Below are 24,005 nucleotides of genomic sequence, written 5' to 3'. Positions count from 1 at the left end.
CGTGTTGAGGTGGTTGACCGGGGCGCAGATCAATCCGGGCTGGCCCGCGACCCTGGGACCGCTGATCACCCAGGCCGGCGCGGTGACCCTCCGGCCGGTGAAGTTGCGTGACGCCAAATCCTGGAGCGAGCTACGCATCGCGAACCAGAACACACTGCTGCCCTGGGAACCCACAGGCATCGGCTCCTGGGCCGAACGCCACCATCCGAGCGCATGGCCGCCGCTCTTCTCAGTCCTGCGGTCCGAGGCCAAACGGGGGACGGTGCTGCCCTTCGTCATCGAACTCGACGACACCTATATCGGACAGTTGACGGTGGGCAACATCCAGCGCGGCGCGGTCCGCAGCGCCTGGATCGGATACTGGGTGGACTCGCGACATGTCGGGCAGGGAATCGCCACCGCCGCAGTCGCTCTCGGCGTCGATCACTGCTTCGGGCCGGTCGGTCTCCACCGCTTGGACGCGACCGTCCAGCCCGCCAACGTGGCGTCGCAGGCGGTGCTCACCAAGATCGGGTTCCGGCGCGAAGGGCTCCTCGAGAGGTACATGGACGTCAACAAACGCTGGCGCGATCACATCCTGTTCGCGCTGACCGCGGAGGAAGTGGTCGGCAGCGCCGCGGAGACGCTCGTGCGTGCCGGCCGGGCGTCGTTCCGCTGACGTCTCACCCAGCACGTATGGTCGCCTGCATGGCACCGCTGGAGATCGTCGTCCGGGGACGGGCGTACCGAAGATACCGCCCCGAGAGGGCGATTCTTCACCTCACCGTGCACATCGAGGGCGACACCAGGGAGGCCGTTCACCGGGACTCGGTTGCCGTGCACGCCGCACTCGTCGAGGAGATCACCGCACTCGCCGCCGCCGGGACCGTCACCACCTGGTCCAGCGACTCGATCCGCGTCACCAGCCACCGCCCATACGACCGCGACGGTGAGCAACGAGAGACGGTGTACATCAGTCGCATCGGACTCGATGTCGAGTTCGGCGACTTCGAGGCGCTCTCCGAACACACCGAGCGATGGGGTGCCCTCGACGGCGTCGACATCGGTGGCGTGCACTGGGATGTCACCGACGACAATCGCCGGACCTATGAACGTGATCTTCGGCGAGCCGCCGTCGACGACGCGGTGGCCAAGGCTCAGGCCTACGCTGACGCCGTCGGACGCGGAGCCGTCGCTGCCACACAGCTGGCCGACCCGGGAATGCTGGCCGAGCGGCACGACGCCCCGATGGCACTGCGCGCCGTGCCCGCCGGAGCTCCACCTCCCGGTGGCGGCCCCTCTCTCGAACTGCGTTCCGACGACATCGAGATCGGGATGTCGGTCGACGCTCGCTTCGTCGCCGACTAGCAGCTGTCGAGAGCTTCGCTCCCGGCGCCGGTGTCACTCGGCCCGCTCGCTTCGCTCCCGGCGCCTGACCTGATGCGGCCCGCTCGCTTCGCTCCCGGCGCCTGAGCCGATCCTGTGAATCCACGAATGTGGCCGCGGCTCGGCGCGTCTGCACTGGCCGACACCTGCTCGGCCCTAGATTGTGAGGTGGCCTCGTGTAACCAGAGTGAAAGAAGGGAGAGTCGCATGCCGAACTCAGTCTTGTGGGTCTGCCTGGTGGCCATATGGCTTTTCGTCCTGGTTCCGATGGTCATCAAAGGTCGCCCGCAGATGCGGAAGACGACTGATGCGGTGAAGGAGACCCGTCTGCTCCACCGTGGCGGCACCCGTGCACGGCCGACCCGGCGTCGCGCTTCCGGTGCGCATCCACACGATCCGTCGTGGAAGTCCGATCGCACCCGGCGATCCACCCGGACGAGCAGCACGGCCGTCCTCGACAGGGACGAACACGGGACCCACGACGAGCAGGTCGACGAGCCGACCACCGCAACAGAATCCGTGAGCGGCGCGACGACGAAGGTCCGACACGCGACCGGTGAGTCCGTGACCGCTCCGGCCGCCGACGACGCCAACGACTCCGACGATGAGATCGCCGAAAGCCTCGACGAGGGTGACGATCTCGTCGCTGCGACGACCGCAGGCGACGAGCGCGCAGAGGATGACGAGCGCGCAGAGGACGCTGGCACCACGGATGAGGTCGACGAGGAAGTGACCGTCGACGGCGAGTTCGTGGACCCGGAACACGACGACCTCGAGGACGAACTCGACGATGTCGAGGACGCCGAGATCGCCGAGATCGCCGAGATCGCGGAGTCCGACGACCTGGACGACGACACCGGTGTCGGGTCGGAGGACACGACGGACGCCGACGTCGACCTCGATGACGAGTACGACGATGACGACTACGACGACTACGACGACTACGACGCCGCCGATCAGGCCGAGGACGAGTACGACGACGCCTACGAGGACGACCTCGACGATGAGTACGACGACTACGACGAGGACGACGCGGTCGAGGACGAGTACGACGATGCTGTCGAGGCGGAGATCGACGATCCCGCGGTCAGCAAACCTGCACGCTCCACGCGTCGTCGGACCGCGTACTCACCGGACGCCCGGGGCTCCGAACTCCGCTATCGGGAGCGCCAGCGCGTCCTGATCGCCCTCGTGATGCTCACCATTGCCGCGGCGGCGTCGGGGCTCTTCCTGGGGATGACGGGCTGGATCGCGACCGGCGTCGTCGGCGTGATCATGGTGGCCTACCTCGCCTACCTGCGACGCAGTGCTGCCACCGAAGCCCAGATCCGTGCGCAACGTGCCGCGCGGGCCCGTCGCGCCGAGCGAGACCGGACCGAACGTCGGCGTCGTGCCGAAGCGGTACCCGAGTTCGCCTCGACGCCCCCTCCACCGCGCCTGCGTCGGCCGGGCGGCGCCATCGTCCTCGAGATCGACGACGAGGACCCCGTGTTCGAGCATCTTCCGCCGTTCCAGCGTCGACGCATGATGCGCGAGGACGACGGATTGCGCCGCGTCGCAGGCTGATTCACACGCCGAGGCAGCCGAGCTCGCAGGAGCCGGAAGCCGCCGGAGCCGCCGCATCTGTCGGTTCTCACCTTCGTTGCGGCGAAGGTGGGCACCGACAGATGCGGTTTCTGTCACCCCGGCTGAGACGTGCGGTCAGGAAGCGCGCACTGCCTCCGGATGGTCGGCGATCCAAGCGCGGCCCAGACGTGCGGCCCGCGACAGCGCGAACCATTCGCCCACATACATGACGGGGGCGCCGACGATCGGGATGTAGGCCAGCGCGCGGAGCGGGAGCACGGGCTGTGGCCGGCGTTCGAACTCGTTCGACAGGCTGCGCAGTGTCATCGCGGTCTCCCAGACCGTCCCGACCAGGGTCCGCTTGCGTGACGTGCCCTCGGTCGGCAACACCTTGTCGGCGGTGCCGTCCGTTCGCGGGTGGCCGACGTCACGACCACACAGCACCGACGCCAGCAGTTGCACCTGATGCGCCCTTGCTGTGACGCCGTACTCGCGCGCGACCGCGACGAGCACCATCGCCTGGTTGGCGAACCCGAGAACCGACGCCAGCGGTAGGCGGCGAGTCCAGCCGCCGAACAATCCGGGGTACGCGACCGCCACCGTGTTGACCGTCCCGATCCGCGAGATCCACCAATCCGCCCGACTGTTCATCGACCGCGACGACCAGCCCTTCGTGCCCGGCCAGTCCGTCAAGTTCAGTCCCTCGGCCAGCAGGTGCAGTGCGTGCTGCAGCCTCGAATCTTCGTGTGGGTCATCGTCGAAGGTGTGCTTCTTGAGTCCGAGTGGGTCGCGTTCCGCGAGTGTATCGAGCACCGGGTTGATACCGGCGACGGCGCGGTCGAGTACCGCAGCGACCTGGGCATCCGACATCTCAGCCATGGTCCGAGGCTAGCGAACCCGCGGGCGCGCCGACGTCTTCGGTCCGCGGACGACTGGGCCGGAACGGCGGTTTGCAGGTACCGCCCGCCCAACTGCTAGAGTGGCCAACGGCCGGTCACACCGTGATCGCCCGGGGCTATGGCGCAGTTGGTAGCGCGACTCGTTCGCATCGAGTAGGTCAGGGGTTCGATTCCCCTTAGCTCCACCGATCGGATAGGTAAGTGTCCGTACTCGAACCACAGATGGCTGCGCTCTAATCGGGCTGAGTATTAGAGAGATGCGGTTCGCAGCCTGGAAACTGAGCCCGTGGCCACTGCGGTCTCGCTCGATGACGACGCACGTAAGACCTGTTGCAGTGTTCGTGTGGTTTCGTTGGGTCGATAGATCTATCAGCCGAGAACCGTCGTTGACGCGACGAGCATCAGCCGGATGAGCTCAACTGCTGAGGCAAGAGAGTGAGCGCGCCAGTGTGATGAGGACGAACGACGGAGAAGCGTCGGCGGTCGACGGTGGCGACTTCGGTGATACCGAGGCGCTCGGCGATGGCGATGATCGAGGCATCCGCGCCTCCAAGTGGCAGGTCGGCGTACTGATCGACCAGCTCGGCCATGCGTTGGAGATCTTGATGGGTCACTTCGACGACTTGGCCGTACAGGCCTTCGGCGAGATCAAGCAAGAGTAGATGTTCGGCGTTCGGGCCGCCGCGCAATGCGACCATGTAACAGATCTCGGAGATCAAGGGAGACGGGATGAGCAGGTCGGCGATCGCACTGGAGAGGAACCACTCCGTGCACACCTGGTGATTGACGTCTCGACCGTTGACCAGTGCGACCAGCACACCGGTGTCGATGAGGATCAACGTCCGAAGCCGTCGGCCAGTAGCTTGTCGACTTGCTCGGAGTCGTTCGGCTCTCCTTCGACCAGCCCCAAGGAACCGGGTCGTCGTCGAGAGGGAGCGTCGTCGGATAGCGCTGACAATGCGGCCGCCGCGCTATCGAGCTGCTCTTCGGGCACCCGATCAACCAGCGCGCGGAGCTGCTCGCGAGTGACCGTCATACTTGCGAGAATACGCTCGGAGAGTGTTGATGAGCGAGTGATATGAACGAGCATTGACCCGGCGACTCGATGCCGTAGCGATCACGACTTCGATTGCCCTCCCCTCTGGCCACAACTACGAGACCCGGTGAAGGTTCCGATCGAATGATCGTTCAGATGAGCACCGGCTCGTATGGCGGCAATGCATATCCGTACGTGGTGTTTCATCACTACTTCGACCTTCAATCGGCGCTTGAACAGATCGTTGAGCGCGAGGGTCGACCTGGTGATGGCCAACGCCGTGAAGAACCCCAATGTCGTCAAATCGATCTTCGACAGCGCTGACGATGTCTATGCGGCCGAACAATAGTGAGGCGGCATACATTTGGGTTGCGCTAACCGTCGCACGAAACATTCGGCTGATTGTCGCCAATGTCCCGATCGAGCACTACATCGGTGACTTGTTGGTGGAGTCTGCGATCGAACGGCAGTTAGAGATTGTCGGGAAGCACTTCGTCGCCTTCGGTGGGTCGATGAGGATCTGGCGGGGCGAATACTGCACGTGCACAAGACCATTGGCATGCGTAACGTCCTGTGCATGGCTATGCGAAGGTAGGCAGCTCGATTGTTTGGGCAGCGGTGACGATAGATGTATCGGAGCTGATACCGGTGCTGGAGGCACTGCTCGGCCAGTTCGAGAATGAGCTGAAGATTCGCCAGCCTGGACGCGGTCGCAGTCGGATGCGCGATGCTTGAGGACGTTGGCGATGGTGGCGTGGGAGACGCCAAGGGCAGTCAACAGGCACCCCGTGACGTTCAGGATCGAGCGACGAGACGCGTCATCTCTGCATGGAGTTGTCACGCGAGGTCGATGATGTCTGCAGAATGTGACTCTATGGCACTTTCTGTCACTAGCGGTTACCGTGGGGGTGTGAGCGGTGTGGTATCGCTGCGGCAACGGCGACAGCAGCAGACCCTGAGGGACATATCCGATGTCGCGCTGGAGTTGTTCGCGACGCGAGGTTTCAGCGAGACGACAGTTGAGGAGGTCGCACGCGCCGCGGGGGTGTCGGTTCGCACCTTCCACCGTTATTTCCCCGCTAAAGAGGACGCCGTCGCGCCGATACTGGAGGCTGGGTGGCGCGATTACGTGGCCACGTTCGCCGCTTCTGAGCCGGAGCAGCCGGTGCTTGAGGCGCTGGTCGGTGCCTTGGAGTCCGCGTTGAGCAGCGCGACTGGGCGGCGGCACCGGATGTTTCTGCGGTCGATGTCGTCGTCACCGGCCCTGGAGCCGGTGTGGCTGCGCGTACAGCAACGCTTCGCCGACGATCTGCGGCCGGCACTGGCGGCGCGGCTCGAGTTGTCTTCGGACTCGGTCCGTGCCCGTTACGCCGTGGCATGTGTGGCGGCCGCCAATCAGATTGCTGTCGAGCTCTGGGCCGACAACCCCTCGCAACCCATTGTCGCGACTGCCCGCGAATGCCTGGTGACAATCGACGGCGCGCTACTCCGATCTGCTACAGCCTTCCACTGACAGCCAACAGATTCTCACTGAGACAGACATTGAAAGGACACCAGCAATGAACCGAGTCCAGGGCAAGGTCGCCCTCGTTACTGGCGCAGCTCGCGGTCAGGGCCGTGCTCACGCTGTCAAACTCGCCGAAGAGGGTGCCGATGTGATCGTTACCGACCTCTGTGCACCGGTTGCCGGGGTTGACTACGTCTCTGCCACCGAGGCTGAGCTGGCCGCCACGGTGGAGATGGTAGAGAAACACGGCCGGCGTGCAGTCAGTGCGGTCGCGGACGTGCGCGACCTTGCCGCCCTCGATCACTTGGTCGAAGCCGGAACCGAGCAGCTCGGAAGGCTGGATATCGTTGTCGCCAACGCCGGCATCGTGACCTGGGGCCGGTTCTGGGAGATGACACCACAGCGTTGGCAGGACATGATCGACATCAACCTCACCGGTGTCTATCACACCCTGCGGGCCGCGGCTCCGGCGATGATCGCAGCAGGCAATGGCGGGTCGATCATTGCCACAAGCTCCACCGCCGGCATCAAGTCCCTGCCCGGACAAGCACATTACAGTGCCGCCAAGCACGGCGTCGTTGGCCTGATCAAGACTGCCGCGATCGAACTGGCCCCTTACCGTATTCGGGCGAACACGATCCACCCGTGGGGAGTCAACACGGCGATGGCCGTTTTCGGCGGAGAACAGGAGAAGCTGTTCGCCGACAACCCCAGCTACTCGGCATCGATGGGCCAGATCCTCTTCGACCCACCGATATCCGAACCTGAAGATATCGCTAACACCGTGCTGTTCCTGGCTTCTGACGAATCCCGCACCATCACCGCCGCCCAGTTGACCGTGGACCACGGCGCCACCCGCATCTGACCGTAGGCAAGGCTGCTCATGACCGTGCTCAACCTCGTGCCCGAGACGCACCTCGAACTCTTGACGAGCCGGCTGACCGCAGTGCTCACCACCGTGGGCCCTCGGCAACGCCCGCAATCGACCGCGGTGTGGTACCTCGTTGGCGACGACGGGGTGCTCTTCTGCTCCACCACCAGTACCCGGCAGAAGTACCGCAACCTCCTGACCAACCCCTATGTCGCGTTCCTGGTGATCGACCCCGACGCTCCGATGCGTACCCTCGAAGTCCGTGCCCGCGTAGAGGTCACTCCGGATCCGGACAACACCCGAGTTGCCCAACTCGCCCGCGCCTATGGCATCGAACTCGCTGCTATCACCGCCACCCCTGGCGACCGCTACACCCTCACGCTGCACCCCTATCGCGTGATCGCGACACCCTAACCGGTTTCGGGGAAGCGAGAGGATCTCGCGATCAACGGCAAAACGGTCAGCCATGTCGTCAGTGCCACGATAATCCGGTATCCGAAGCACTCGTTGTCTGGCTTACAGGGTCGAGGAGATGGCGACAGATCTGGAATCGACGATGCGCGCCCTCAGTTTCCTGTTCGATGTCGAGAACGCCCCACGTCTGACCGGAACCTCGCTGACCAAGACGTGGGGCAAGGGCCGACTCTCGGATGAACAACCCATTCGCGTCGAGCGTCACCAGTTCGACGTCGACCCAGCGGCCAACAGTTGGTGGTTCCGAGAGGAGTCAGGGCGTCCTTGTACTTCATCGGAAGGGCGTTGCGACCGGTCTCTTCGACGGCGCTCTCCACAACACGCTTCTCGGCGCCGGTCTCGAGAGTGTCAACAACGGTTCGGCGCCCCACCCCGCCCACGCCGCCGCCGAGGACCGTCAGGAGCGCATCGGGAACGAGGCTGCCAGCGGCACGTGCGGGATTCTCGGCCCAGGCGTCTGCGTCGACGAGGCCCTTGCCGAACTGCTTCGGATCAGAGGTGATGGCGCCCAGATGCCATTGGCCGCGGAAATAGGGGTTGTGGGAAGACGCCTGAGGTGGGCCACATCGATCTGTGCGGGAGCGAAATCCTGCAGCGCCGGCCTGCGAGCACGGCCACTAGCAGACAACCGTGGTCCCGGCCAAGCCCTGTCGTCTGCCCAGCCGACACGACTGTGACCTGCGCTTCTTTTTCGTCAAACGGCTGAATCGGCCGCGTGCGGCGTCCACGATCTATGGACGATGTTCTCTCTTCGGGGTCACGGCACGTGAGTTTCGATTACCGTCGCGAATGTTCGGCGACCGACCGACGGGTATGGACCGACAGACGGCAAGGAAGGTGGCGATGACCGACGGTGACCGCGTCGACGACGACGCCATTTCTGCGGTGACGCCGATCGGAGCTCCGGGCGACGTGTCGGAGATCGACCGTCAGCGTCGCCTCGTCGAGCGGATGCGGGCCATCTTCGACTCGCTCGAGCGTGCAGTGATCGTCGTCGGCCGCGACGGGGTGGTCGAACTCGTGAACCCCGCCGCGCTGGCGCTCCTCGATCTCGCCGACGACGCGGTCGCGGGACTCCGACTCACGGACCTCACCCTCGATTTCTCCACCCAGGAGGAGTCGCCGATCGGGGCCTGCCTACGTACGGGCGTGGCCACCGACGACCACATGGCGACCGTCGTCGCCCCGGCGGGTCGCCGCTGGATCTCCTGCAGTTGCCGCGCGATCGGCGACGGCGAGGAGCGTGCCGTCGTCGTGTCGATGGACGACATCACCGATCGCCATCGGGAGACATCGCGCCTCGAATGGGAGGCCAACCAGTACGAGTGGGAGGCGTATCACGATCAGCTGACCGGTCTGCTGAGTCGTGCGGGCATCATCCGGGCCATCGAGACCTACTCCGACCGTCTCGAGGCCCTCGAGGACTGCGTCGTCGTCCACTACCTGGACCTCGACGATTTCAAGCTCGTGAACGACGCCCTCGGACACATGATCGGCGACGAGATCCTGACCGAGATCGGCAACCGCCTCCGCGAGGCCATGGGGAAGGACTCGGCCATCGGCCGGCTCGGTGGTGACGAGTACGTGATCGTCCAACTCGTCCACAAGGACCACGCGACCCGCGTGGACGACCTCGTCTCCCACATCCACGAGGCGGTCGGTGTCCCTATCGAACTGACCACCCACAGCGAACGGATCAGCGTGAGCGTCGGGGTGGCCGTCGCACGATTCGGTGACGTCCGGCCGACGCCCACCGATCTTCTCCGTGACGCCGACATCGCCCTGTATCAGGCGAAGACGACGTCGCGAGGCCGTCCCTACGTGCGATTCCGACCGCAGCATCGACTGGATCTGCAACGCCGACAGCGGATCGAACGGGAACTGCGGGAGACGATCGACTCCGACCCGGCGCAGGTTTACTTCGACTACCAGCCGATCGTCGACGTCAAACGCGGCCATCAACCCGTCGCTCTCGAGGCGCTTATGCGGTGGCGCCACCCCGAACTGGGGCTCATCTCACCCAGCGAGTTCCTCGCCGTCGCGGACCGCAGCGACCTCATCGAACTCCTCGGTGCCCATGTGTTGGATCAGGCGGTGCGCGAGTTCATCCGGCACGACGGCACCGCCGAACTCACCCTGTGCCTGAACTTCTCCCGGCGTGAACTGGCCGAGCGGCATTTCATGGCGCGACTCGAGATGACCCTTGCCGAGACCGGTCTCGCACCCGGACGACTGTGCATCGAGATCACTGAACGCGTCCTCGCGGCCGCGGACCACGACGGTGTCGTGGCCACCTTGGCCGCGGTCCGGGCGCTCGGATGTCAGGTCGCGATCGACGACTTCGGAACGGGCGCTTCCACGTTGAGCGAGTTCTATCGGCTTCCGATCAGCATCATCAAGACGGACAAGTCCTTCGTCGACGCCCTCGACGACGGGGACCGCGCGGAGATCGTGCTCTCCGGCATCGTCGCGACGGCGCACGCGACCGGTGTGCAGGTCGTCGCCGAGGGCGTGGAGACCTCCCGACAGGCCGCGGCCATCGAACGTGTCGGCTGCGACTTCGCGCAAGGATATTTCTACGCATTTCCCCAGCGATTGGCCAACATCCACTGAGTTGCCATGCCCTCGTCGACCGGTCGCCCGAACCCGTCGTCAGGACCCGTGACCGAGCACGCGCTGGGCGAAACCACCGAGGTGATCGCGCAGCACGGCGATCCGCGACTGTCGGACGGCCTCGGGGTCGTCACCGGCGAAGATCGCTGATGGGCGCACCCGGACGTTCGCCGAACATTCGAATCCCGAGCAGATGAGTGTGCCGACGGTGTTGCCCTTGCGGCCCGCGGCGCCGGCGATCTTCGCGCTGTAGAACGCGACCTCGTTGGGCAACTGGACATCCTGACAGAACGAGCACTGGGGACGGGCCCGTGGCTGGCGTCCGCCAAGACGCAGCATGATGCCGACGGGTCTGTCATCGGTGGGGATGACCATGTATCCGGCAAGGGGAAGCTTCGGATCGCGCCAGCCGAGGAAATCGTTGTCCTCCCATCGGATTCGGTCGAATCCGGAGGGCAGGGCAACAGACTTGCGTTCGCGGACCGTCGTATTGACGAAGGACGCGCGGATCTGTGATTCGGTGAGGGACTGCATGAGAGGTGACCAATCGGGTCGTCGTGGGCAGGGTACGTCTCGACCGACGCGGCCGCGCGGGGGCGGGACTCGCGTCTGTCGGGGCGGGATGCTCAGTTGTCGGCGTGCACGACGCGGACAACCTCCCCACGCCCTGCGGGCGACGACTCGACAAAGCTCACGGTAGGCATGCTCCCGCGCGGGCACACGCGTGTCAACGTGGTTTCGCAGTCACCCGCGACCGTGTCGTGGGACGTTGTCGTTCCGCCGACATGACGCTGGTCACCATGATTTGGCCCCCCGGCCCGACCTCACGTACCGTGGAGTCAATTGACGCACCACTTGCTGGGCGTCAACGCGTCGTAGAACGCTTCTTCGACAGGCCAGCCCATTCAGCGCCTGATCATCGACTTCATACGGCGAACGAATGCGCGACAGACGCGCCTTCGCCACCGAGACCGTGCCAGAGCCCTGTGCTGTTGCGCGCGTCCACAACAGAGAGAACGGACCTTGTCCACTACATTCGCTTCCCTCGGCGTGCCCGCCGAGCTCGTGAAAGTCCTTGCCGCCGAAGGCAAGACCGAACCCTTCCGCATCCAGACGGAAACCCTGGGCGACACCCTCGCCGGCAATGACGTGATCGGTTCCGGCAAGACCGGGTCCGGAAAGACGCTGGCATTCGCCCTCCCTCTCGTCGCCGGGCTGGCCGAAATGGGTGTCACTCGTCGCCCGGCCCTGCCGACGGGGCTCGTCCTCGCGCCGACGCGGGAACTCGCGACACAGATCGCGGCCGTCGTCACGCCGCTGGCCCGTGCCATGGATCTCACTGTGACCACCGTGTTCGGTGGCGTGAAGCAGAGCCGTCAGGAAGAGGCCTTCCGCCGGGGCGTGGACATCGTCGTCGCATGCCCCGGACGACTCGAGGACCTGATCCGTCAGGGCATCGTCAAGCTCGGCGACATCGAGATCACCGTGCTCGACGAGGCCGATCACATGGCCGATCTCGGCTTCCTCCCCGGCGTGACGCGCATTCTCGCGGCCACCCCCGCCGACGGGCAGCGCATGCTGTTCACCGCCACCCTCGACAACGGGGTCGACAAGGTCGCCAAGCGCTTCCTCGACAAGCCGACCGTGCACTCGACCGAGGAGACGTCTGCCCCGGTGCAGATGACCCATCACGTGTTCGAGGTCTCCCCGGGCGACAAGAACGCACTCGTCCAGGAACTCGCGTCGGGGCAGGGTCGTCGCATCCTGTTCACCCGCACCAAGCATCAGGCCAAGAAGCTGGCCAAGAAGCTCACCGACACCGGGATCCCGGCCGTCGACCTGCACGGCAACCTCAGCCAGGCGCAGCGTGACCGGAACCTGAAGGCATTCGGCGGAGAGGGCGTGCGCGTGCTGGTCGCCACCGACGTCGCGGCCCGTGGCGTCCACGTCGACGGCGTCGAACTCGTCGTCCACGTCGATCCGCCGGCCGAGCACAAGGCCTACCTGCATCGCTCGGGGCGCACCGCGCGCGCCGGCAGCAGCGGTGACGTGGTCACCGTCTGCCTGCCCGACCAGCGCCGCGACCTGTCCGGTCTGCTCCGCAAGGCGAACATCAAGGTGGCGCCCACGCGCGTCGACGCATCGTCGGCCGAGGTCGACACCCTCGTCGGTCCCCGTGCCGAGTTCGTCGCCCCCCAGCCCAAGCCGGTCGCGGCTCCGGCCCGCTCCGGATCGTCGAAGCCGCGTCGTGACGGCCGACCGGGCGCTCGCACCGGCGGCCAGCGCGGCCAGTCCGGCGGAGCACGCGGCGACTCGTCGGGTCGCCGTCACAGCGGCAGCCGTACCGCATCTGCCGGTCGCTCGGGCGGAGGTCAGTCCCACGCCGGCGACTCGGCGTCACGCGGGCGCCGCCCGTCGGGGCAGCAGCGCCGACGCGGTCAGGGTGCGCAGCGCTCGGGCCACGGCGTCGCTGCGGCGAGACGCTGACCTCCTGACGTCCGCCGGTTTCTAGGCCACGCCGAGCGCGCGCAGCCCCGCTGCGGCGCCGGCCGCCAGGACGACGACGACCACCAGCGGCGCCTTGAACAGTGCCGCGACGACACCGACGGCCACTCCGGCCGGTCGGGCCCAGCCGACGAAGTCGGAACCGTCATACAGTGCGCCGGTCGCGGCGACACCCACCAGCAGCACGATGGCCGCCCGGTCCATCAGCGCCGCTGCCTGCGGGCTGACCTCGTACCGGCTACGCAGCGCGGGTCCGGCGAAGCGGATCAGGTAGGTGCCGACGGCGAGGATCGCCACCCCGATGAGCAGGCCGGTGCCGGTCATCGGGCGTGCTCCAACACGGCATCGTCGGCACGCCTGCCCGGTTCGCCGGGGTTGAGATCGTCTCCGGCCGTCCGGCGACGGATCGCCTCGACCACGACCAGCCCCAGCAGCGCCATCAGGATCGGCAGACCCGCCGGCAGGAACGGCGACGCCGCGACCGCGATCGCGCCGCCGACGACCGCCGCGGTCAGCGTTCTGCGGTCGCGCAGTGCCGGGATCGCCAATGCGGCGAGCAGCGCCGGGAACGCGGCATCCAGCCCCAGCGCCTCCGGGCTCGCGACGACTTCCCCGATCGCTGCTCCGAGCATGGACCCGAGTGGCCAAGTGATGAGCACGCCGAGTCCACACAGGAAGAACGCCGCGCGGGCTCGACGCGGATCACGTTCTGCGGCCGCCATCACGGCGGTCTCGTCGTTGATGAGATGTGCACCGATCGCGCGTGGCAGACCCCGCCCGAGATGTCGTCCGACCGACAGCCCGTACCCGAAGTTGCGGGTGTTCACCAGTAGGCCCGCCAGCGCGGCCACGATCGGTGCCCCGCCTGCGGCGATGATGCCGACGAACACGAACTCCGACGAACCGGCCAACACCACGGTGGCGATGACCAGGATCTGCCACCACACCAATCCGGCGGTGTGCGCGGCGACCCCGTAGGACGCGCCGATGACCAGCACCGACACGCTCATCACCAGCACGGCGCGAACGGTCGCGACGTCGAGTGTTCTCCAGATGGAACGCATGACCACTATGATGAACACCATGGACAATGTTCGTCAAGATGGCCGATCGTCCGGCGAACCGAACGATTTGTCCGGCGGCGCCGCGCCGATCAACCCGAAGCAGGTCGTCGCGGCCGCGCTCAAGCGTGAGCGGACCCGGGCGGGACTGTCGATCGGTGAACTCGCCCGTCGCGCCGGTGTCGGCAAATCGACTCTCTCGCAACTGGAATCAGGGGAGGGCAACCCCAGCGTCGAGACACTATGGGCGCTGTCGACGGCGCTCGGCGTGCAGTTCTCCGCCTTCCTGGACGCCCCGGTCCAACCTGTCGAGGTGATCCGCTTCGGTGACGGTCCGGTGATCCCGGCCGCGGCCGCCGACTATTCGGCGACCCTGTTGTCGACCGCTCGCCCCGGAACCCGTCGCGACATGTACCTGATCCGCGCGGAACCCGGTGAGGCGCGGATCTCGGCACCGCACGCTCGTGGGGTCGTCGAATTGGTGGTCCTGAGCGCGGGTCGGGCGAATGTCGGGCCGACGGGCTCCGAGGTCGAGCTCGCCCCCGGTGACTACGTGTCGTATGCCGGTGACGTGGAGCATGTCTTCGCCGCGCTGGAACCGGGCACGGTGGCCGTGATGATCAGTGAGTCGACGTGATCAGGCCGGGACAAACCGACGGTTGAGCGAGGTGGCCAGCCACGGGCGAGGACCCCAGGCGAACGCGCGGCCGGTCAGCATCGCCCACGTCGGTGACATCCGGCCGTACGAGGCGAACAGGGCGACGACAGGATCGGCGCTGATGTGGACGTCGGCGGGGCGCGGCCGGTCGGGGTCGATCTCCAGGTGGCCGTCGGTGAACTCGTAGACGAATCGCTCCGAGCAACCCCTGAGCCGGATGTCGTAGGTCGCCGTGTGATGTCCGCATGTGGCGTCGTCGACCCACGCCGGCAGGATCTGGTGGCGTCCACGGGCGATGAGCGCAGCGACCTCGGGGTCGATCTCCCATGGAGTGCCTATCACGTGGGCGATGTCGTGACCGTGGACGACGAACTCGCCGATGAGGATGCCGAGTGCGGCGTCCGAACGGACGCGCGTGTCCCCGTCGAAGTCCATCATCGGGACGCAGGCGCCGAAGTGAAACACAGTGTCCAGCAGGGTGTCGAGGTCCTCGAGGAGCCGGTCGGTGAGCAGCGAGACGTCGCGGGTCGTGAGATTGGCGATCTGCTTGGCGTTGAGGTCGGGAACATCGGTGGCGCGGTGGGCCCAGCTACCCTCCCCGCGGGCGAGCGCCAGATAGCGCGACGGGGCGCAGGCGACGTGACCCAGGCAGTCGGTGACCGTCCATCCCGGCGTGTGTCGTAGCCGGGTCTCCGGCTCGTCGACACTGCGCACGAGGTCGGCGAACGCGCCGCCGGTGGCTCGTGCGGCATCGATGTAGTCGAACCGAGAGAACATGGTCCTCACCCGTGGTCACCCCCCAGAATGGCGAGGCCTCAGGATAACCCCGCTTACGGTGCCGGTGGGGGTGATCGTGACTGAACTGTTCCCTGATGCACTTCGCTGTATTCGATTGTCAACGGGGGCATTTCCCGTGTCAGTGGAATCGCGACAGCGGATCGGTCGTCCCAGGGTGGGCCAGCCTACGGCCGTAGTCACCGATTCTTCGCTGCGACCACGGCAGCGCGTACCGCCTCGGCGCAGTCCCGTCCTGCCGGTTCGGGGCCGAGGCCGACGTAGAAGCTGCCGGGCCAGCCCGCATCGCCGGGTAGTCCGGTGATCGTGAAACCCGTCTCGCCGGACCCGACACCACCGATGGTCGGACCGTCGGTGATCGATGCGATCGCGAGCGGCGTCGACAACACGGTCACCCCGCGTTCGGAGCCGGAGATCACCACGATCACATGCGAGGGGTGCACGATGACGACGGTCTGATGCTCCGAATCCGGATCGGTGGGATTGGCGCGACGCCGAAACAGCTTGCCCATCATGGTCGTCGATGGCGGATTCACACTGCGTGTGGACCACGCCGGGAGCGCATCGTCGAGCGAGAGCTGGTGGGCGAGGCCGTAGGCGCCGAGCGCCGCCCGCATGTCGGTCGGCAGATCGTCCAGATCGGTTGCGACGGTCGTGCGCTCGTAGTGGGGTGCCATGGCGTCAATCTACGGTGCCGTGACGTCGATCGACGACGCCGCGCCCCTGCGGTCACACACCCCTCCTCTCGAACACCACCATGGTTCGAAACAACAATGGTGTTCGAGATTCGGGGTGCGTGGGAACAGCTCAGCCGAGACGGTCGAGCACGCGGCGTCGCCGGGCGCGCTGGGCGGGGAGGAGGCCGCCCTCGAAATCGGTCAGCAGCGACGCGACGGTCTCGGCGGAGTCGGTCTTGTTGGTGCCGATGAAGCCCGACGGCCCGCGCTTGATCCAGCCGGTCACATACAGGCCGGGGATCGCCGTCTCGTCGTCGAGGACGCGGCCGGCGTCATGGGGGATGACTCCGCGTGTGTCGTCGAACGGCAGCCCGGGCACGGCGACGCCGCGGTACCCGATCGAGGTGAGTACGAGCGACGCGTCGATGGTCTCGGTGATGCCGGTGGGCTCCATCGCCCCGGATTCCCCGACACGAGTGCGGTCGACGACGACACCGTCGGCCCGGCCGGACTCGTCGACGCGGATCGCCGCGGGGGAGCGGTGGAAGGCCAGTCGGATGCGCGGTCCGTCGGCCGGGGTCCGCGCGGCGACCTCGCCGAGGAGGTCGAGCTTGGCCCGGGTGGTCGGGTCGTCGATGACCATCTCGGCGGCGGATTCGAGATCGGCGGGATCGACCACGACGTTCGAGCCATGGTCGACCAGACCGACGAGTTCGGGAAGCGTGAAGGCCGCGTGGACGGGACCACGACGACCCAGTACGACGACCTCGCCGATGCGGGAGCGTCGTAGCTCGGCCAGTGCGTGCCGCGAGATCGTGGTGGTGGCGAGCGCATCCGGATCGGTGGTGAGGATCCGGGCGACGTCGAGTGCGACGTTGCCGTTGCCGATGACGACGGCGCGTTCGGTCCCGAGGTCGACGGACAGGCGGTCATGGTCGGGATGATCGTTGTACCAGCCGACGAACGCGGTGGCGCTGAGAACGCCTGGTGCGGTGGCATTGTCGACGTCGAGCCGACGATCCGTCGGAGCGCCGCCCGCCCAGATCACCGCCTGATGCCGAGCACGCACCTCGTCGAGTGTCACGTCGCGGCCGATGCGGACACCCAGCCGGATGTCGCATCGGGGGTGGCCGGCGATGTCGTCGAAGAGTCGCATCACCGAGCGGGTGGCGAGGTGATCGGGCGCGACCCCGTAGCGCGCGAGTCCGAACGGCCGCCGCAGACGCTCATAGATCGTGACCGTCACCTGCGGGTGGCGGAGCAGGTCATCGGCGGCGTACATGGCCGACGGCCCCGAGCCGATGATGCCGACCGAGAGGGTCTCGTTCACCGCGAGCCTGCGGGGATTGTCGATGGGCGCCAACGGGAGTCGGTGTGCCGGGTCGACCGGGAACCGTGCGGCGGCACCGGTGGCGGTGACGTCGAAGTGTGCGGCGTTGATGTCGGCGAATCGCGCCTGCTGCTCGTCGAGACGGTGGCCGGGCACGATCGCGCCGACGGGGCACGCACTGACACACGCGCCACAGTCGACGCACGTCGACGGGTCGATGTACAGCATCTCCGAGGTGCCGAAGCCGGGTTCTTCCGGTGTGGGATGGATGCAGTTGACCGGGCACGCGTAGACGCACGAGGCGTCGCCGCAGCACGCCTGCGTGACTACGTGGGGCATGTTCTTCGATCCGATGTGACGAGGAGGAGCGACCGACCGGGGCGGACGGTGGTCGATCAGGCGGCGGTGTAGGTCGGTTCGCTCCGGAACCGCGACGGGCGGCCGCCGATGCCGAGGATCTTCCACAGCACGCGTGAGAGGGGGTTCATCAGACCGCACTGGTCACCCAGCATGCGGACGTCACCGAACACGTTGCGCAAGAACTTCTTCGACTCGTCCGAGCGCCAGAAGATGTCGCGCATCACCTCGTCCGGGACGTCGAAACGCTTCTGGAAGCTCTTCGGCGGCACGACGATCGCGCCACACAGGATGCGCATGGTGAGAGGGAACATGAGCGAGAGCAGGAAGCGCTGGAAGCGACCCTTGCGCGGGACGGTCTCCCGCAGGAGGTGATGCGCGAACGAGATGTGGCGGGCTTCCTCGGCCACGTGCAACTGCATGACCGCGGCCATCGTCGGGTGCAGGCTCGCGCGGGTCCGGAGGAAGTCCTTCTGGATGTGGTCGATGGGCTCCTCGCCGCCGAGGACACCGAAGAAGAAGATGGTCGGGAACAGGGTCGACGCGAGCGGGACGAACGGCGAGATCAGGCGATAGCCGACCTTCGCGCCGGGAACGTCCATCCCGGTTCGGTTGACGAACTCCTGGAACATCAGGGTGTGATTGCACTCCTCTTTCGATTCGTGCGTCGTGTACCGGAATTCCTTGGCGCCGTTGGGTAGCTTGAAGCTGTATTGCATCAGCCCGCGGATGAGGATCGACTCGAACTGGAGTCCGACCTTGGCCACATTGGCCTGTCGCCACATCCCGATCTCGATCTGCTTGGCCTGGGGAAGCTGCTGATACCAGGGGTGACGGCCGATGGGGTCGACCTCGTAGGACAGAATCCACCGCGGATCGTCCTCGGTGATCGCCATGTGTGGCGCGTCCCAGTCGATGTCGACGTACGGATCGAAGTTGCGGTGCACCGACGCGGCGGACAGGTCGTCGAGGACCTGGGTGTAGTCGTCGTCGGTCGTGGACTTCGCGTGCTCGGGGACATAGGCGTGTCCGGTGCGTTCGAGTGCGTTCGTCATGATCGGCTGACCTTCTCGTCGGCGGAGGTGCGGGCGGTACCGGGCGGTCTGTCGGAGGTGATCTGCGGGGGGTGATCCGACGACGCTCCGACGACGCCCTGGTGTTGTCACGAACGTAAGTCGGCGGTCGATCATTTGTCAACACTCAATGTCACAATCCACGATGGCACCGCGTGCCGGGCCGCGACGGCGACGCGTGCGTCAGGATGGTCGGCATGGAGAAAATCCTCCTCGTGATCCTCGCCGTCCTCGGTGTCGCGGCGGCCCATGTGCTGGGTCCGCGTATCCGTATCGCACCGCCGTTGTTGCTGGTCGTCGCCGGTGCGCTGATCGGCATCCTGCCGTTCGTGCCGGACATCGACATCGACCCCGAGTGGATTCTGATCGGGGTGCTGCCACCGCTGCTCTACTCGGCGGCGGTCTCGATGCCGACGATGGACTTCCGGCGCGACTTCACAGCGATCAGTGCGCTGTCGGTGGCGCTCGTACTGGTCAGCGCGGTCGTCCTCGGGGTGTTCTTCCACTGGGTGCTGCCGGACATCAGCCTGGCCACTGGCATCGCGCTCGGTGCGATCGTGTCGCCGACGGATGCGGTGGCGACGTCGATTGCCAAGCGGCTCGGGGTGCCGGGCCGGGTCATCGCCGTCCTCGAGGGCGAGAGTCTGCTGAACGATGCGACCGCACTGGTGTTGCTCCGCGCCGCCGTCGCCGCGACCGCCGCGGGCATCTCGTTCGGAGTGGTCGCCCTGAGCTTCGTGTGGGCGGTCGTGGGTGCGGTTCTCCTCGGCGCGGTGGTCGGCTGGTGCAACCTGTGGGTGCGCCGGCGGCTACCCGACGCCACGGTCAACACTGCGATCTCGTTCACCGTGCCGTATCTCGCCTACCTGCCGGCGGAGGAACTGGGCGCGTCGGGGCTGGTGGCCGCGGTGACCGCCGGCCTGATCACCGGTGCCGGCGCGGTGAAGCACCTCTCGCCGCAGCATCGCCTGTCCGACACACAGAACTGGCGGACCGTCGAGTTCCTCCTCGAGGGTGGCGTCTTCCTGCTGATGGGGCTCGAACTCTCGGGGCTCATCGAGGCGGTGCGCAACGAGCACGGCGGCGTGACCACCGCCCTCTGGATCGGCCTGGCAGCGCTGGCGATCACCATTGTCGTGCGCGCGATCTACGTGACGCCGCTGATCTGGTGGCTCGACCGGATCGCGCGGCGGGGCACCGCGATGCGGCCTTACCTGAAGAACATGGACGCGAAGATCGCCGAGAAGGTGCAGAAGGTGCCCGACACACCGTCGGGCACCGCCGACCATCGGCCGCCCCGTCGACTGCGGTTGCGGCCGCGCCCGGGTCGCAAGCGTGGCGATCCGGACGCCGAGCCGCACATCTCCACCGAGGCGTTCGCCGCGAACCCGGCAGCGGCGCAACGTATCCAGGGACGGGTCACTCGTGCCATCGCCGACATCGACTACTACACCGCAGCGCCGATGGGGCCCAAGGAGGGGACGATCATCGTCTGGGCCGGTATGCGCGGCGTCGTCACGCTGGCCGCCGCCCAGACCCTCCCCGACGACACCCCGTCGCGCGCACTGCTGGTGCTCATCGCGTTCGTGGTGGCGGCCGCATCACTGATCGTCCAGGGCGGGACACTCGGATGGTTGATCCGCTCGCTGCGACTGGTCGACGTGACCGACGACCGTGCCGCCGAACACGATCGGCTGCGCGCCGAACTGAGCCGTACCGCTCAGGACGTGCTCGCCGGCTCCGATCTCGCGGCCCGGTATCCGTGGGTGCGCGAACGGATCGAACGCATGGAGGAGCAGGCCGAGGAGGACGGCAGCGCCACCGGCATCAACCTCGCCTATCGTTCCGCGTTCGAGGAGGTGCGTCGCGCGACCATCACGGCTCAGCGGGAGACGCTGCTCAGGATGCGTGACAACGGCACATATCACTCGGCCCTGCTCACGCAGGAACTCGCCCAGCTCGATGCCGAGGAGATCAGCCTCGATCTTCGGGTCGACGACTGACCCCCCGGGCCACAGACACGATCGCGGCCTGCGCTCAGCGGCGTGAGTCGTAGGGCAGCAGCGCCATCTCGCGGGCGTTGCGGATCGCGGTGGCGACCTGCCGCTGCTGCTGTGGCGTCAGGCCGGTGACCCGCCGACTGCGGATACGGCCTTTGTCCGAGAGGAACTGACGCAGCAGCGCCACGTCCTTGTAGTCGACGGGGCTCGCGGCGCTCACCCGGACCCCGGACGCCGACAACAGGTTTCGAGTCTTCTTGGTCGGCTCAGGTGAACGGCGGCGGGTGGATTTGCGGTTCATCGGGGCTCCTCACCAACTCGACTTGTGGATACCGGGCAACTCGCCGCGGTGGGCGAGTTCGCGGAACCGCACGCGCGACAACCCTGCTTTGCCGATGTATCCGCGCGGACGTCCGTCGACGGCGTCCCGGTTGCGCAGGCGCGTCGGACTCGAATCGCGCGGTAGCCGCTGCAATCGACGTTGCGCGGTGGCCCGTTGCTCCTGCGTCGACGCGGGTGCGGCGATGATTCGTTTGAGCTCAGCGCGGATCTCGGCGTACCGGGCGACGACCACCCGGCGCTGCTCGTTGCGGGCGATCTTGGACTTCTTGGCCATCAGCGATCCTCTCGGAAATCGACGTGCTTGCGTGCGACCGGGTCGTACTTGCGGAGGACCATCCGGTCGGGGTCATTGCGCCGATTCTTGCGGGTGACGTAGGTGTAGCCCGTGCCGGCCGTCGACCGGAGTTTGACAATCGGCCGGATCTCGTTGCGCGCCATCAGATCCTCTCTCCGCGGGCTCGGATCGTCGCGAGGACCGATTCGATGCCGTGCTTGTCGATGGTCGCGATGCCCTTGGCACTCACGCGCAGGGTGACGCACCGACCCTCCCCGGGCACGTAGTACCGACGGCGCTGGATGTTCGGATTCCACCGACGCGATGTACGCCGGTGCGAGTGCGACACCTGCTTGCCGAATCCGGGCTCGCGTCCGGTGACCTGGCACCGTGGGGACATGGTGGGTCCTCCTCGACCTCTCGTGCTTATTGGAAACGATTGGCGTTAACGCCTCGGTCACGGTACCGTCAGAGGCCAGTAAATGGAAATTGTTGCCAATAACAGGGAAAGGCGGACCGTGACGGACCAACGAGCGGCGAATCCATCGACCGGCGCTGCGGGGCAGGACGATCGGACGCCGATCATCCTGGTGACGGGTCTCGACCCGGCGGCGGTGACCCGCACCGCGGACGCACTCGAGGCCGGCGAGGGCTCGGGCACGATGCAGATCCACCACGATCTGACGCATGTCGCCGATGGCCGCGTCACGCGCCGCATGAGCTGGCTCGATCCGGACGGGAGTCGTCGGGAGCGGCGCGTCGGCGTCGAGCTCGCGCACGGATGTGTCTCGTGCACACTGCGCGAGGATCTGCTGCCACTGCTGCGTCGACTGCATCGGCAGTCGGCAGTACGCCGGATCGTGCTGACGCTCGACCCCATCCTCGAACCGGAACGCATCAGCTGGGCGATCGAGCAGGTGCTGGTGGCCGACATGCCCGGATTCGTCGATGGTCCGGCATCGCGCGACGTCCGCATCGAGGCGACCATCTCTTGCGTGACAGAACACGAGTGGCTCGATGCGGCCACCGGGGACCTCACGCTCGCCGAGGCGGGTTTCGAGCAGGTCGACGACGACCGCACGCTGGCTCAGGTGGCCGTCGCGCAGGTGTCTTTCGCGGATGCGCTCGTCGTCGCCGGCTGTGACCCGGCGACGCGCGACGCGTGGGAGTCCGCACGCCTGGCCGCCGTCCTGAAACGGCTTGCGCCCCAGGCTCCGATCATGATGGAACTCCCGCAACGGCAGGTCGGGCCGGCGCTGCTCGAACGCCTGCTCGCCGCGGTCGGGCCGACCGCGCGCCGTGGACGTGTCGACGGCCCCCACGACCCACTGCTCTCCGACCAGCCCCCGCTGCAGCCGGATTGCGGTGTGAGCTGGGTGGAGTTCCACTCCGACATTCCATTGCATCCCACGCGGCTGCACGACGCGATCGACGTGCTGCTCGACGGAGTGGTGTGTTCGCGGGGTCGACTGTGGCTGGCGACCCAGCCCGACGAGGCGCTCTGGCTGGAATCAGCCGGGGGCGGGCTACGTGTCGCGCCCGGTGGCCGATGGCTCGCTGCGATGAACGAGGCCGAGCTGACGCGGACCGACCCCGAACGGCGCGCGATGGGCGCGCTGCGGTGGGACGAGAGCGCAGGCGATCGTCACACCTCGCTGGTGGTCCTCACACATCGGGCCGACGCCGACGACATCCGGGACGCGTTGCGTGCAGCATGCCTCAACGACGTCGAAGTCGCTGCCGGTCAGGAGTTCTGGTCCACCTTCGAGGATCCGTTCGGACAGTTCCACAGCGATCCCTGCAAGGACCTCGAGACCGGAGTGGGTGTCGACGCACTGCCGATCGCGGAGATCAGTGGCGGCATCACCGACCACCGGTCCGAGGATCGGGCCGACAATCGAGAGGGACGAGCATGAAGCGTGACATCCACCCCGACTATCATCCCGTGGTGATCCGCGACGCATCGACCGGCGCAGAGTTCCTCACGCGGTCGGCCGCGACATCGTCGGACGTCGTCGAATGGTCCGACGGGCAGCGCTATGCGCGCATCACGGTCGACGTGACCAGCGAATCGCACCCGTTCTACACCGGCGTCGCCCGCATCAGTGACGTCGCCGGCCGGGTCGAGAAATTCCGCAGGCGCTACCCGCATCTCAACCGCTGACCGCCGACGACGGTCGTCAGGTCAGCAGGGGCCGGTCCGGTGCCGAACAGGAACACGATGAACATCGCGAGCATGAACCATGAGGCGCCCTGCCAGATCTGCCACCGGCCGCCGGACCGCCAGCACCGATAGGTACGCCACAGGGCGGCAAGTGCGCCGACGAGCATGATGATCGGCGCCGCGACGATCAGTGTCGTGCGCAACCCGTCGTCGGAGGCCCAGGCCACGATGAGTGCGGCCAGCGCGAAACCTATTGTCACAGCGCCATGTAGGACGGATTGACGCAGTTCGTCGGTGCTGCCGGGGGGCTTGTCGGGAGTGGTCATATCCGCTTCGTGTTCGATGATCGTTCACCTCGACTCCACCCTACCCTGTGCGAAATCGGCTGTGACCGGGGACTTTCTCCTCATTGCCGCTTGGCCGTCGGCGGGGCAGGAT

Annotated in this window: 28 protein-coding genes and 1 tRNA gene; 14 read left to right on the top strand and 15 right to left on the bottom strand. The window is 66.6% G+C overall.

Annotated elements, in window-relative coordinates; genetic code table 11:
- The first annotated feature begins 1 nt into the window (after position 1).
- From QSJ19_RS09430 to sepX, 3 genes are all read left to right on the top strand, one after another.
- Entirely contained in the window at positions 2-658 is a 657-nt protein-coding gene (locus QSJ19_RS09430; RefSeq protein WP_286319894.1) for a GNAT family N-acetyltransferase, read from the top strand.
- A 29-nt stretch (positions 659-687) separates the two neighbouring features.
- A complete protein-coding gene (locus QSJ19_RS09425) occupies positions 688-1,347 on the top strand; it encodes an SIMPL domain-containing protein (protein ID WP_286319892.1) in 660 nt (219 codons plus the stop codon).
- A 225-nt stretch (positions 1,348-1,572) separates the two neighbouring features.
- On the top strand, positions 1,573-2,931 hold the full coding sequence (sepX, locus tag QSJ19_RS09420; RefSeq protein WP_286319890.1) for a divisome protein SepX/GlpR: 1,359 nt from the start codon (positions 1,573-1,575) through the stop codon (positions 2,929-2,931).
- Positions 2,932-3,066: 135 nt separating this feature from the next.
- On the opposite strand, the gene QSJ19_RS09415 is transcribed toward sepX, so the two are convergent.
- On the bottom strand, positions 3,067-3,810 hold the full coding sequence (locus tag QSJ19_RS09415; RefSeq protein WP_286319889.1) for a hypothetical protein: 744 nt from the start codon (positions 3,808-3,810) through the stop codon (positions 3,067-3,069).
- Between the two features lie 132 nt (positions 3,811-3,942).
- Here QSJ19_RS09415 and QSJ19_RS09410 point away from each other — a divergent pair.
- Positions 3,943-4,015, top strand: a tRNA-Ala gene (locus QSJ19_RS09410).
- Between the two features lie 216 nt (positions 4,016-4,231).
- On the opposite strand, the gene QSJ19_RS09405 is transcribed toward QSJ19_RS09410, so the two are convergent.
- Both QSJ19_RS09405 and QSJ19_RS09400 read right to left on the bottom strand, forming a co-directional pair.
- Positions 4,232-4,669 (bottom strand): type II toxin-antitoxin system VapC family toxin, encoded by a 438-nt coding sequence (locus QSJ19_RS09405; protein ID WP_286319887.1) that lies wholly within the window; start codon positions 4,667-4,669, stop codon positions 4,232-4,234.
- Complete coding sequence (locus tag QSJ19_RS09400; protein WP_286319885.1) at positions 4,666-4,866, bottom strand: hypothetical protein; 201 nt, start codon at positions 4,864-4,866, stop codon at positions 4,666-4,668. The genes QSJ19_RS09405 and QSJ19_RS09400 overlap by 4 nt, the downstream gene beginning before the upstream one ends.
- Before the next feature lie 156 nt (positions 4,867-5,022).
- Between QSJ19_RS09400 and QSJ19_RS09395 the strand changes: the two genes are divergently transcribed.
- The 5 genes from QSJ19_RS09395 to QSJ19_RS09375 all read left to right on the top strand — a co-directional run bounded on the left by QSJ19_RS09395 (position 5,023) and on the right by QSJ19_RS09375 (position 10,331).
- Positions 5,023-5,190: a hypothetical protein gene (locus QSJ19_RS09395; RefSeq protein WP_286319882.1), complete on the top strand. Its 168-nt coding sequence runs from the start codon at positions 5,023-5,025 to the stop codon at positions 5,188-5,190.
- 586 nt (positions 5,191-5,776) lie between these two features.
- The gene (locus QSJ19_RS09390) at positions 5,777-6,379 is read left to right on the top strand and encodes a TetR family transcriptional regulator (RefSeq protein ID WP_286319881.1); all 603 of its coding nucleotides are present in this window, start codon (positions 5,777-5,779) and stop codon (positions 6,377-6,379) included.
- Between the two features lie 46 nt (positions 6,380-6,425).
- The gene (locus QSJ19_RS09385) at positions 6,426-7,238 is read left to right on the top strand and encodes a mycofactocin-coupled SDR family oxidoreductase (RefSeq protein WP_286319879.1); all 813 of its coding nucleotides are present in this window, start codon (positions 6,426-6,428) and stop codon (positions 7,236-7,238) included.
- An 18-nt stretch (positions 7,239-7,256) separates the two neighbouring features.
- The gene (locus QSJ19_RS09380; protein ID WP_286319878.1) at positions 7,257-7,658 is read left to right on the top strand and encodes a TIGR03618 family F420-dependent PPOX class oxidoreductase; all 402 of its coding nucleotides are present in this window, start codon (positions 7,257-7,259) and stop codon (positions 7,656-7,658) included.
- 903 nt (positions 7,659-8,561) lie between these two features.
- Positions 8,562-10,331 (top strand): putative bifunctional diguanylate cyclase/phosphodiesterase, encoded by a 1,770-nt coding sequence (locus tag QSJ19_RS09375; RefSeq protein ID WP_286319876.1) that lies wholly within the window; start codon positions 8,562-8,564, stop codon positions 10,329-10,331.
- A 39-nt stretch (positions 10,332-10,370) separates the two neighbouring features.
- Here the strand turns inward: QSJ19_RS09375 and QSJ19_RS09370 are convergent, their stop codons facing one another.
- Complete coding sequence (locus QSJ19_RS09370; RefSeq protein ID WP_286319875.1) at positions 10,371-10,865, bottom strand: FBP domain-containing protein; 495 nt, start codon at positions 10,863-10,865, stop codon at positions 10,371-10,373.
- Between the two features lie 489 nt (positions 10,866-11,354).
- On the opposite strand from QSJ19_RS09370, the gene QSJ19_RS09365 reads away from it, so the two are divergent.
- Positions 11,355-12,818, top strand: a complete 1,464-nt coding sequence (locus QSJ19_RS09365) for a DEAD/DEAH box helicase (RefSeq protein ID WP_286319874.1) — start codon at positions 11,355-11,357, stop codon at positions 12,816-12,818.
- Between the two features lie 21 nt (positions 12,819-12,839).
- Here the strand turns inward: QSJ19_RS09365 and QSJ19_RS09360 are convergent, their stop codons facing one another.
- Together QSJ19_RS09360 and QSJ19_RS09355 are read right to left on the bottom strand one after the other, a co-directional pair.
- Positions 12,840-13,160, bottom strand: a complete 321-nt coding sequence (locus tag QSJ19_RS09360; protein WP_286319872.1) for an AzlD domain-containing protein — start codon at positions 13,158-13,160, stop codon at positions 12,840-12,842.
- On the bottom strand, positions 13,157-13,900 hold the full coding sequence (locus QSJ19_RS09355) for an AzlC family ABC transporter permease (RefSeq protein WP_286319871.1): 744 nt from the start codon (positions 13,898-13,900) through the stop codon (positions 13,157-13,159). Before QSJ19_RS09355 ends, QSJ19_RS09360 begins: the two co-directional genes overlap by 4 nt.
- Before the next feature lie 19 nt (positions 13,901-13,919).
- On the opposite strand from QSJ19_RS09355, the gene QSJ19_RS09350 reads away from it, so the two are divergent.
- Positions 13,920-14,534 carry a helix-turn-helix domain-containing protein gene (locus tag QSJ19_RS09350; RefSeq protein WP_286319870.1) on the top strand — a complete coding sequence of 205 codons (615 nt, stop codon included), beginning with the start codon at positions 13,920-13,922 and terminating at the stop codon, positions 14,532-14,534.
- On the opposite strand, the gene QSJ19_RS09345 is transcribed toward QSJ19_RS09350, so the two are convergent.
- The 4 genes from QSJ19_RS09345 to QSJ19_RS09330 form a co-directional block, all read right to left on the bottom strand.
- Positions 14,535-15,341 (bottom strand): maleylpyruvate isomerase N-terminal domain-containing protein, encoded by an 807-nt coding sequence (locus tag QSJ19_RS09345; protein ID WP_502876122.1) that lies wholly within the window; start codon positions 15,339-15,341, stop codon positions 14,535-14,537. It abuts the gene before it with no gap.
- 188 nt (positions 15,342-15,529) lie between these two features.
- The gene (locus QSJ19_RS09340) at positions 15,530-16,027 is read right to left on the bottom strand and encodes a hypothetical protein (protein WP_286319867.1); all 498 of its coding nucleotides are present in this window, start codon (positions 16,025-16,027) and stop codon (positions 15,530-15,532) included.
- Positions 16,028-16,157: 130 nt separating this feature from the next.
- The gene (locus QSJ19_RS09335) at positions 16,158-17,696 is read right to left on the bottom strand and encodes a 4Fe-4S binding protein (protein WP_286319865.1); all 1,539 of its coding nucleotides are present in this window, start codon (positions 17,694-17,696) and stop codon (positions 16,158-16,160) included.
- Positions 17,697-17,752: 56 nt separating this feature from the next.
- Positions 17,753-18,769 (bottom strand): AurF N-oxygenase family protein, encoded by a 1,017-nt coding sequence (locus QSJ19_RS09330; RefSeq protein ID WP_286319863.1) that lies wholly within the window; start codon positions 18,767-18,769, stop codon positions 17,753-17,755.
- A gap of 215 nt (positions 18,770-18,984) precedes the next feature.
- Here QSJ19_RS09330 and QSJ19_RS09325 point away from each other — a divergent pair, with 215 nt between their 5' ends.
- Positions 18,985-20,790: a cation:proton antiporter gene (locus QSJ19_RS09325; RefSeq protein ID WP_286319861.1), complete on the top strand. Its 1,806-nt coding sequence runs from the start codon at positions 18,985-18,987 to the stop codon at positions 20,788-20,790.
- Positions 20,791-20,824: 34 nt separating this feature from the next.
- Here the strand turns inward: QSJ19_RS09325 and rpsR are convergent, their stop codons facing one another.
- Genes rpsR through rpmB form a run of 4 tightly spaced genes read right to left on the bottom strand, consistent with a single transcriptional unit; the run spans position 20,825 to position 21,803 of the window.
- On the bottom strand, positions 20,825-21,088 hold the full coding sequence (rpsR, locus tag QSJ19_RS09320; protein WP_286319860.1) for a 30S ribosomal protein S18: 264 nt from the start codon (positions 21,086-21,088) through the stop codon (positions 20,825-20,827).
- Positions 21,089-21,097: 9 nt separating this feature from the next.
- Entirely contained in the window at positions 21,098-21,403 is a 306-nt protein-coding gene (gene rpsN / locus QSJ19_RS09315; protein WP_286319859.1) for a 30S ribosomal protein S14, read from the bottom strand.
- On the bottom strand, positions 21,403-21,567 hold the full coding sequence (rpmG, locus tag QSJ19_RS09310) for a 50S ribosomal protein L33 (protein ID WP_286319858.1): 165 nt from the start codon (positions 21,565-21,567) through the stop codon (positions 21,403-21,405). Before rpmG ends, rpsN begins: the two co-directional genes overlap by 1 nt.
- Positions 21,567-21,803, bottom strand: coding sequence for a 50S ribosomal protein L28 (rpmB, locus tag QSJ19_RS09305; protein WP_286319857.1), 237 nt, complete (start codon positions 21,801-21,803; stop codon positions 21,567-21,569). Before rpmB ends, rpmG begins: the two co-directional genes overlap by 1 nt.
- 118 nt (positions 21,804-21,921) lie before the next feature.
- Here rpmB and mrf point away from each other — a divergent pair, with 118 nt between their 5' ends.
- A complete protein-coding gene (gene mrf, locus QSJ19_RS09300) occupies positions 21,922-23,319 on the top strand; it encodes a ribosome hibernation factor-recruiting GTPase MRF (protein ID WP_286319856.1) in 1,398 nt (465 codons plus the stop codon).
- Positions 23,316-23,567: a type B 50S ribosomal protein L31 gene (locus QSJ19_RS09295; protein WP_286319854.1), complete on the top strand. Its 252-nt coding sequence runs from the start codon at positions 23,316-23,318 to the stop codon at positions 23,565-23,567. Before mrf ends, QSJ19_RS09295 begins: the two co-directional genes overlap by 4 nt.
- Here the strand turns inward: QSJ19_RS09295 and QSJ19_RS09290 are convergent.
- On the bottom strand, positions 23,546-23,893 hold the full coding sequence (locus QSJ19_RS09290) for a hypothetical protein (protein ID WP_286319853.1): 348 nt from the start codon (positions 23,891-23,893) through the stop codon (positions 23,546-23,548). The genes QSJ19_RS09295 and QSJ19_RS09290 overlap by 22 nt on opposite strands.
- Positions 23,894-24,005: the final 112 nt, after the last annotated feature.

This window comes from Gordonia sp. ABSL11-1 (genome assembly GCF_030315685.1).
Lineage (GTDB): Bacteria > Actinomycetota > Actinomycetes > Mycobacteriales > Mycobacteriaceae > Gordonia.
The sequence above is the reverse complement of the archived record's forward strand: the minus strand, read 5'-3'. Positions and strand labels throughout refer to the sequence as shown.

Bases quoted from the DNA above. Each gene is read 5' to 3' on its own strand.
- QSJ19_RS09425 (WP_286319892.1), top strand. From the start codon at position 688: ATGGCACCGCTGGAGATCGTCGTCCGGGGACGGGCGTACCGAAGATAC.
- sepX (WP_286319890.1), top strand. From the start codon at position 1,573: ATGCCGAACTCAGTCTTGTGGGTCTGCCTGGTGGCCATATGGCTTTTC.
- QSJ19_RS09415 (WP_286319889.1), bottom strand. From the start codon at position 3,810: ATGGCTGAGATGTCGGATGCCCAGGTCGCTGCGGTACTCGACCGCGCC.
- QSJ19_RS09400 (WP_286319885.1), bottom strand. From the start codon at position 4,866: ATGACGGTCACTCGCGAGCAGCTCCGCGCGCTGGTTGATCGGGTGCCC.
- QSJ19_RS09395 (WP_286319882.1), top strand. From the start codon at position 5,023: ATGAGCACCGGCTCGTATGGCGGCAATGCATATCCGTACGTGGTGTTT.
- QSJ19_RS09385 (WP_286319879.1), top strand. From the start codon at position 6,426: ATGAACCGAGTCCAGGGCAAGGTCGCCCTCGTTACTGGCGCAGCTCGC.
- QSJ19_RS09380 (WP_286319878.1), top strand. From the start codon at position 7,257: ATGACCGTGCTCAACCTCGTGCCCGAGACGCACCTCGAACTCTTGACG.
- QSJ19_RS09375 (WP_286319876.1), top strand. From the start codon at position 8,562: ATGACCGACGGTGACCGCGTCGACGACGACGCCATTTCTGCGGTGACG.
- QSJ19_RS09370 (WP_286319875.1), bottom strand. From the start codon at position 10,865: ATGCAGTCCCTCACCGAATCACAGATCCGCGCGTCCTTCGTCAATACG.
- QSJ19_RS09360 (WP_286319872.1), bottom strand. From the start codon at position 13,160: ATGACCGGCACCGGCCTGCTCATCGGGGTGGCGATCCTCGCCGTCGGC.
- QSJ19_RS09355 (WP_286319871.1), bottom strand. From the start codon at position 13,900: ATGCGTTCCATCTGGAGAACACTCGACGTCGCGACCGTTCGCGCCGTG.
- QSJ19_RS09350 (WP_286319870.1), top strand. From the start codon at position 13,920: ATGGACAATGTTCGTCAAGATGGCCGATCGTCCGGCGAACCGAACGAT.
- QSJ19_RS09340 (WP_286319867.1), bottom strand. From the start codon at position 16,027: ATGGCACCCCACTACGAGCGCACGACCGTCGCAACCGATCTGGACGAT.
- QSJ19_RS09335 (WP_286319865.1), bottom strand. From the start codon at position 17,696: ATGCCCCACGTAGTCACGCAGGCGTGCTGCGGCGACGCCTCGTGCGTC.
- QSJ19_RS09330 (WP_286319863.1), bottom strand. From the start codon at position 18,769: ATGACGAACGCACTCGAACGCACCGGACACGCCTATGTCCCCGAGCAC.
- QSJ19_RS09325 (WP_286319861.1), top strand. From the start codon at position 18,985: ATGGAGAAAATCCTCCTCGTGATCCTCGCCGTCCTCGGTGTCGCGGCG.
- rpsR (WP_286319860.1), bottom strand. From the start codon at position 21,088: ATGAACCGCAAATCCACCCGCCGCCGTTCACCTGAGCCGACCAAGAAG.
- rpsN (WP_286319859.1), bottom strand. From the start codon at position 21,403: ATGGCCAAGAAGTCCAAGATCGCCCGCAACGAGCAGCGCCGGGTGGTC.
- rpmG (WP_286319858.1), bottom strand. From the start codon at position 21,567: ATGGCGCGCAACGAGATCCGGCCGATTGTCAAACTCCGGTCGACGGCC.
- rpmB (WP_286319857.1), bottom strand. From the start codon at position 21,803: ATGTCCCCACGGTGCCAGGTCACCGGACGCGAGCCCGGATTCGGCAAG.
- QSJ19_RS09295 (WP_286319854.1), top strand. From the start codon at position 23,316: ATGAAGCGTGACATCCACCCCGACTATCATCCCGTGGTGATCCGCGAC.
- QSJ19_RS09290 (WP_286319853.1), bottom strand. From the start codon at position 23,893: ATGACCACTCCCGACAAGCCCCCCGGCAGCACCGACGAACTGCGTCAA.